At 62.1% G+C, this 7,641-nt stretch carries 6 protein-coding genes; 4 read left to right on the forward strand and 2 right to left on the reverse strand.

The window, feature by feature from the left end:
- Nucleotides 1-29: 29 nt before the first annotated feature.
- A complete protein-coding gene (locus Q1V60_RS01240) occupies nucleotides 30-1,160 on the forward strand; it encodes an MFS transporter (RefSeq protein WP_300626853.1) in 1,131 nt (376 codons plus the stop codon).
- On the opposite strand, the gene Q1V60_RS01245 is transcribed toward Q1V60_RS01240, so the two are convergent.
- Both Q1V60_RS01245 and Q1V60_RS01250 read right to left on the reverse strand, forming a co-directional pair.
- A complete protein-coding gene (locus Q1V60_RS01245) occupies nucleotides 1,150-3,309 on the reverse strand; it encodes a TonB-dependent siderophore receptor (RefSeq protein WP_300626854.1) in 2,160 nt (719 codons plus the stop codon). The two genes, Q1V60_RS01240 and Q1V60_RS01245, sit on opposite strands and share 11 nt — an antisense overlap.
- A gap of 202 nt (nucleotides 3,310-3,511) precedes the next feature.
- Nucleotides 3,512-4,405, reverse strand: coding sequence for a LysR substrate-binding domain-containing protein (locus Q1V60_RS01250; RefSeq protein ID WP_300626855.1), 894 nt, complete (start codon nucleotides 4,403-4,405; stop codon nucleotides 3,512-3,514).
- A 113-nt stretch (nucleotides 4,406-4,518) separates the two neighbouring features.
- Here Q1V60_RS01250 and Q1V60_RS01255 point away from each other — a divergent pair, with 113 nt between their 5' ends.
- From Q1V60_RS01255 to Q1V60_RS01265, 3 genes are read left to right on the forward strand one after another with little or no spacing between them, the layout of a single operon-like run.
- Nucleotides 4,519-5,523 carry an aldo/keto reductase gene (locus tag Q1V60_RS01255; protein ID WP_300626856.1) on the forward strand — a complete coding sequence of 335 codons (1,005 nt, stop codon included), beginning with the start codon at nucleotides 4,519-4,521 and terminating at the stop codon, nucleotides 5,521-5,523.
- 16 nt (nucleotides 5,524-5,539) lie between these two features.
- Nucleotides 5,540-6,337 (forward strand): SDR family oxidoreductase, encoded by a 798-nt coding sequence (locus Q1V60_RS01260; protein ID WP_300626857.1) that lies wholly within the window; start codon nucleotides 5,540-5,542, stop codon nucleotides 6,335-6,337.
- Between the two features lie 27 nt (nucleotides 6,338-6,364).
- Entirely contained in the window at nucleotides 6,365-6,781 is a 417-nt protein-coding gene (locus tag Q1V60_RS01265) for an SRPBCC family protein (RefSeq protein ID WP_300626858.1), read from the forward strand.
- Nucleotides 6,782-7,641 lie beyond the last annotated feature (860 nt).

Consider the following 7,641-nt stretch of genomic DNA (forward strand, 5'->3'; position numbering starts at 1 on the left):
CTGCGGTGTGTTTAGGGATGGATCTGGTGATGAAGTCGAAAAATCTGCTGATACTGGTCATGGTCCTGCTGATGTTCCCGCAGTTGGCGCAGACCTTGTACAGCCCGGCCCTGGGCGATATCGGCCGGGCTTTTGCTGTCGCGCCCGAACGGGCGGGGCAGACGCTGTCGGTGTACTTCCTGGCCTTCGCCGTAGGCGTGGTGGTGTGGGGGCGTTTGAGCGATCGTTGGGGGCGCCGGCCTGTCATGTTGACCGGGCTTGCGGTCTACGCGGGGGCCATGGCCCTGGCCTTGAACGCGGCAACATTCAACGCCTTGCTCCTGGCGCAGGCCGCTGGCGCCTTCGGGGCTGCGGTCGGATCGGTGGTCACGCAGACGCTGTTGCGCGACCGTTTCCACGGTGCCGAATTGGCCCAGGTATTTTCCGCGATGGGGATGGCGCTGGCGGCAAGCCCTGCCATCGGATTGTTCAGCGGTGCGAGTCTGGTCGAGCTCTTCGGTTATCGCGGCGTGCTCGGTGGGTTATTGCTGTTAGCGCTGGTGTTATGGGGCTGGAGCCTGTGGGCCTTGCCGGAAACGCGTCCGGCCTCGCTGCCCACGACCGCCCTTGGTGAAACATTCGGCCTGATGCTCAAGGATGCCGGAATCTGGCGCTCGGTGGGGTTGGTCGCGGCGTTCAATATTGCGCTGTTCAGCTATTACAGCGTGGGGCCGTTTATCTTCGCGCAACAAGGGCGCTCCACTGCCGAGTTCGGCTACAGCGGCGTGCTGCTGGCGCTGGGGTCTGGCCTGGGCGCGTGGCTGAATAAAATTCTGCTCAAACGTGGGATGGGCAGCGATCATCTGGTGTTCGTCGCTGCGTTGGTGGCGGTGGTCGGCAGTCTCTTGGTGTTAGCCCTGCAACACAGTGCCTTGCTGGTATGGCCGATGCTGCTGGTGGTGCTGGCATTCGGCATGGCAATCCCCAACGTGCTCGGGGCGGCGCTGGTCGATTATCGAGATCGTCTTGGCACCGCTGGCGCACTGTTTGGCTTGTTGTATTACCTGGTGATTGGCAGCGGGCTGGGGCTGGTGGCCTGGGCTCAGGATCTGGGCTGGAGCCTGCTGGTGTGCGGCCTGGCGGCGTTGTGGCTGGCAACGCCGCGGGTTTTCAGAAGTTGACCGATGCGCTCAGGCGCGCTGTCAGCGGTGCGCCCTGGAACAAATAGTCATCGCCCATGTACTCGCCGGCGTCGCGCCAGTAGCGTTTGTCGAAGAGGTTGTCGACACTCAGGCGAAACACCGTTTCATAGCCATCGAACCGGGTGGTATAGCGGCTGCCGATATTGACCACCGCATAATCGCCCACCTCCACATTGCCGTTGCGGTTGGCGTACTTCTTGGCGCTGTATTGCACACCGCCGAGCACCGCCAGGCCATCGACCCACGGCAACGCATAGTCGCCGTACACGCTGGCGCGCAGCGTGGGCACGTTGATCGCCTGGTGGCCTTCATAGTCCGGCGTGCCGCTGCCATTCACCCGTGCCCGAATGGCCGCCACGCTGGTGGCGATCTGCAGGCGCTCGGTGGCCCAGCCGTTGGCGGAGACTTCGATCCCGGTGTTTTTCTGCTCGCCCTGTTGCACGTAGACGAACTCGCCACTTTCCGGCTTCGCATACTGATAAGCCTGACGCGTCTGGAACACAGCGGCGGCGAAGCTGATGCGGCGCCAGTCGTATTTCACCCCGGCTTCGATCTGGCGCGATACCGTTGGCGCCAGTGTTTCGTCTGGGTTTTCTGCGAACCACGGCGCGGTTCCGCCCAGGGAGAGGCCCTTGCTGTAGCTGGTGTACAGCGAAACGCTTTCCACCGGTTTGTAGATCAATGAGGCCTGGGGCAGGAACACGTACTGTTGGGTGTGGCGTGTCGGGTTGCCGGTGACGCCGTCGAAGGCTGTTTCATCCAGGCGTACTTCGCGGCCACCAAGGATGGTCTGCCATTGTTCGTTGAAGCGGATGCGGTCGGTGACGAACACCCCGTACTGGCGGCTGTCGAGGTTGCGGTGACTGTCGTTCAACGGTTTATCAGTCGGCGGGAAGCTCGGCGCATCTGCGTCGATATTGGCGGTGCCAATCAGCTCATTGACCGACTTGCGCTTGTCGACCACCCGGCGAAACGCGCTGGTGCCGAAGGTCAGTTCATGGCCGATGCCGGCGGTGTCGAACAGGCCGGTCAGGGTGGCCTGGACTTCATCGTCGCGCCGCGTATCGTCGGGGCTGCGGTAGTCATAGACGTCGTAGTTGCCTTCGGGGCTGAAGTAGTTCGGCACGCTTGCCGAGCAGCTGGTCGACCCGTAGCAGCCCCACGCAAACGAGCTGTAGTCATCAATCACCACCTTGCTGCGCGCCGCGCTGACACTGCCTTTCCACTGATCGCTGAAGCGGTATTCAAATTTGCCGTTGAGGTTCAGCGAATCGATACCCACCTGCTTGCCCCCGGTCTGATGCCCCAGCAGCTTTTTCGGTGAAGCGTCGTGAGGCACTTCAGTGCCGCCCAGCAATTGATACCCCGGCACCGAGCGCTGCTGTTTGTTCTGGTATTCGGCATCCAGTTGCAGCACGGCATCCGGGCTGATGTTCCAGTCGAACGCCAGGGACACAAAATCACGCTGGCCGTTGGCGTGTTCGACATAGGCATTGAGGTCTTCATGGGCGACGTTGGCGCGCAGGCCGAATTGTTGCTCACTGCCGAACCAGCCGCCGACATCGGTGGCGACATAACCACTGCCGCGATCATCGGTGGACACCGTTACCGAGCGCACGTCCTCGGGGCGCTTGGTCACGTAGTTGATCACACCGGCGGGCTCGGAAATACCGCTCTGCAACCCTGCCAGGCCCTTGAGCACTTCCACCTGTTGCTTGTTTTCCAGCGCGACGTTCTGCTCACCGGTGATGGTGCGCCCATTGATCTTGTAGCTGCTCGCCGCATTCAGCGAAAACCCGCGCACCACGAAGTTTTCGTAGTAGCCGATGGGCGCGTAGCTGTCGCCCACCGAAGCGTCGTTGCGCAACACCTCGCTGAGCAGGCGGGCCTGCTGGTCCTGGATCAGCGCGGCGTTGATCACGCTGATCGAGGCGGGCGTATCGAGCAGGGGCGCCGCATCGAAGCCGCCGACCGAGGCGGTTTCAGAGCGATAACCGGACTCTTCCTGGCCCTGAACCTTCACCGCCGGCAGTTCGATCTGCGTCGCCAGGCTGTTACCGATGCCGCCACTGAGCAGCAGTCCGAGGGCGAAACGTGAAGTAACGACGGGACGAAGACGCAAAACCATTGGGCAAGGCCTTAAAGCGCTGGGCGGGGGGCGCATAAGCTAGGGGGAAGTGCCGAATTTTACAAGTTATCGAATACGGACTCGGTCCAATGCGGGAAGGGCGACGCGCCGATTTGACTTGCTCCCGATAGCGGTGTGGCAGTCAGCTCATCTATAGCTGATATACGCAACCGGAAGAAAGCTCCCCCACAGTTTGGATGCATCAAGCCTGGGGTTCGGTAAGCACCTTGCGAAAAGTCTCCACCAATGGGCGCAAGTTGATCCGATGCCACGCCGCCCACAGCGGTGTGGTGTAGCTCAGCCACGGCAGTTCGCGCAACACCACGCCTGGCGGTGCGTTGCGGCTCAGGCCTTTCTGTACCATCGCCACGCCCAGCCCGGATGCCACCAGGCCCAATGCGGTGAAGGGCTCGCTGGCTTCCATGGGAATCCGGGGCGTGAAACCGGCGCGGATGCACGCGGCCACAAAGTCGTCGGCCGGGTTGGCGCCGGGTTTGCGTTGCACACCGATCCATTGCTGCTCGGCCAGGTGTTCAGGCAACAACGCCTGCTGTTGCGCCAGCGGGTGATGTTCGGGCAAGGCCAACAGCATCGGGTCATCGAGCACCTGCCGGGCGGTCAGGTCCGGATCGTCGGCCGCCGGCGGTTCGCCCACCAGGGCAATGTCCAGGCTGCGTTGGCGCAGGCCTTCCAACTGTTCGAGGGAGGGCAGGTTATACAGCTTGATATGCACGTTAGGCCGGTCATCACGCAGAATGCGCAACGCATTGGGCAGTACACCGGCGTGCATCGCGTTCTCGATATAGCCGATGCACAAACCGCCTTCTTCACCCCGGCCCAGGCGCTTGCCCAAGGACTCCAGGCGATTGGCGTGGGTCAGCAGTGCCTTGGTTTCGGCGAGGAAGGTCTGGCCGTCGCGGGTCAGGCGGATACGTTGCTGGCTGCGCTCGAACAACGTCAGGCCCAGGCGCTCTTCAAGCTGGGCGATCTGCCGACTCAAAGGCGACTGGGAGATATGCAGGCGCTCGGCGGCGCGGCCGACGTGTTCCTCTTCGGCGACCACTTCAAAATAGCGCAGCTGGCGTAGATCAATCATGTAAGACCTATCGGGACTCAAGTTCGTCGCAGTATGTCTTGGACGGTCCGATCTGTGCAATCTAGGATCTGCTCAACGGTCAACACGACCTTGAACCGATTGAGGAACCCATCATGAGCTTGAAAGACACACTGCCCGGCGTATTGGGCTTTGGCACCGCACCGCTGGGCAATATGTTCCGCGCCATTCCCGAAGACGAAGCCCAGGCCACCGTCGAAGCCGCCTGGAATCAGGGCGTGCGTTATTTCGATACCGCGCCGTTCTACGGTTCGGGCTTGTCGGAAATGCGCTTGGGCCAGGCCCTGTCCAAGTACAACCGCGACGACTACGTGCTCAGCACCAAAGTCGGCCGCGTGATTCTCGACGAAGTCGAAGACAGCGCCCGCGACCTGGGCGAGAAAAGCGGGGTGTTCGAACATGGCCGTCGGAACAAAATGCTCAATGACTACAGCGCCGACGCCACCCTTCGCTCGATCGAAGACAGCCTTGAGCGCCTGCGCACCGACCGGTTGGACATCGTGTGGATTCACGATATCGCCCAGGACTTCTACGGCGACCAGTGGCTGGAATACTTCAACCAGGCCCGCACCGGCGCCTTCAAGGTGCTCACGCGTTTGCGCGAGGAGGGCGTGATCAAAGCCTGGGGCCTGGGTGTGAACCGCGTCGAACCGTGCGAGTTGACCCTGGACCTGGCTGAAGCCCAGCCCGATGGTTTCCTGTTGGCCGGCCGCTACACACTGCTGGACCACGACCGTGCCTTGCAGCGCCTGATGGACGCGGCACTCGCACAGCATGTTGAGATCGTGGTCGGTGGCCCCTACAGCTCCGGCATCCTCGCCGGCGGCGCGCACTTTGAATACCAGCAGGCCAGCCCGGCGATCATCGGCAAAGTCGAGCAGATCAAGGCGATTGCCCAGGCATTTGGCGTGAGCGTCAAGGCCGCCGCGCTGCAGTTTTCCCTGGCACACCCGGCCGTGGCTGCGGTGATTCCCGGTGCCAGTCGTCCGGGGCGTATTGCCGAAGACGTGGCGGCGTTGTCAGAACAGATTCCAGCAGCCTTCTGGCAGGCGTTGCGCGATGCGCAGTTGATTTCGCTTCGTGCGCCTCTGCCGCTTTAACTTCAGGAGTTCACCCATGAAAATCGATGTAAGCGGCAAAGTAGCGATCGTCAGCGGCAGCACGGCCGGGATCGGCCTGGGCATCAGCCTGGCACTGGCGCAGTCCGGCGCCACCGTGGTGGTGATCGGGCGTGATTCCGGGAAGGTTGACGATGCGTTGGCCAGCATTCGCCAAGCGGTGCCGGGCGCCGATCTGCGCGGCCTGGTGGCCGACCTGAGCACGGCCGAAGGCGCCGAAAAACTGTTCGCCGCCGAACCCCGCGCCGACATCCTGGTCAACAACCTGGGCATCTTCAATGATGTGGATTTCTTCGAAGCACCGGACAGTGAATGGACGCGTTTCTATGAGGTCAACGTGATCTCCGGCGTGCGCCTGGCGCGGCATTACGTGCCGGGCATGGTCGAGGAGGGCTGGGGGCGGGTGATCTTTGTGTCGTCCGAATCCGGTGTGGCGACTCCGGCGGACATGATCAATTACGGCGTGACCAAAAGCGCCAATCTGGCGGTGTCCCATGGCCTGGCCAAGCGTCTGGCGGGTACCGGCGTGACGGTCAATGCAATTCTGCCGGGGCCGACGTTTACCGATGGCCTTGAACAGATGCTCAAGGAGGCCACGCAACAATCCGGGCGCACCGCGCGAGACGAGGCCGATGTGTTCGTGCGCAATGCGCGGCCCACTTCGATCATCCAGCGCGCTGCGAATGTGGATGAAGTGGCCAACCTGGTGGCGTACATTGCTTCACCCTTGTCGTCTGCCACTACCGGCGCCGCGTTGCGGGTTGATGGTGGTGTTGTCGACAGCATGGCGATCTGAATTTTTTAATGCTCTGGAGTATTTACCGTGGCAACAGCGTCTTCTGTGATTGAAATCCCTGCGTCGGCGGACCAGGTCTGGACACTGATCGGCGGCTTCAACAGCCTGCCTGACTGGCTGCCCTTTATCGCCAAGAGCGAGCCAGGCGAAGGCGGCCGTGTGCGTCACCTGCACACCGCTGATGGCGGCCAGATAGTCGAACGGCTGCAAACCTTCGACAATGTGGCACGAACCTATAGCTACACCATTGAACAATCGCCGTTTCCGGTGAGCGCCTACCTGGCAACCTTGCAGGTCGAAGCGTTGACTGAAACGTCGGCGAAAGTGACCTGGTCCGGGGTGTTCACGCCGGCCGCGGGCACCACGGAGGAAGCGGTGCAAGCGTTGTTCGCCGGCGTGTACAGCGATGGTCTGGAGACCCTGCGCGCCAACTTCCCCGGCTGATGCTGATCCATTGGTGGGGGCAGTTGTAGCGCTGCAGCGAGGCTGCGAAAGCGGTGGTTCAGGCGATGAAGACGGTGACTGTGCCGGCCCCTTCGCGGCCTCGCTGGGGCGCGACAACTCCCACATTTGAACGGTGCCGTTACTGAGCGCTGCGCTTGTCGCGATGTCCCTGCAGACCAAAATCCCCCCAACACAGCCAATCCCCTGTGGGAGTTGTCGAGCTGCAGCGAGGCTGCGAAAGCGGTGGTTCAGGCGATGAAGAGGGTAACTGTGCCGGCCCCTTCGCGGCCTCGATGGGGGCGCGACAACTCCCACATTTGAACGGTGCCGTTATTGAGCGCTGCGCTTGTCGCGATGTCCCTGCAGACCAAAATCCCCCAACACAGCCAATCCCTTGTGGGAGTTGTCGAGCTGCGGCGAGGCTGCGAAAGCGGTGGTTCAGGCGATGAAGACGGTGACTGTGCCGGCCCCTTCGCGGCCTCGCTGGGGCGCGACCACTCACACATTTGAACGGTTCCGTTATTGAGCGCTGCGCTTGTCGCGATGTCCCTGCAGACCAAAATCCCCCAACACAGCCAATCCCCTGTGGGAGTTGTCAGCTTTAACGAGGCTGCGAAAGGGGTGGTTCAGGCGATGAAGACGGTGACTGTGCCGGCCCCTTCGCGGCCTCGCTGGGGCGCGACAATTCCCACATTTGAACGGTGCCGTTACTGAGCGCTGCGCTTGTCGCGATGTCCCTGCAGACCAAAATCCCCCAACACAGCCAATCCCCTGTGGGAGTTGTCGAGCTGCAGCGAGGCTGCGAAAGCGGTGGTTCAGGCGATGAAGAGGGTAACTGTGCCGGCCCCTTCGCGGCCTCG

Source organism: Pseudomonas sp., assembly GCF_030147005.1.
GTDB lineage: Bacteria > Pseudomonadota > Gammaproteobacteria > Pseudomonadales > Pseudomonadaceae > Aquipseudomonas.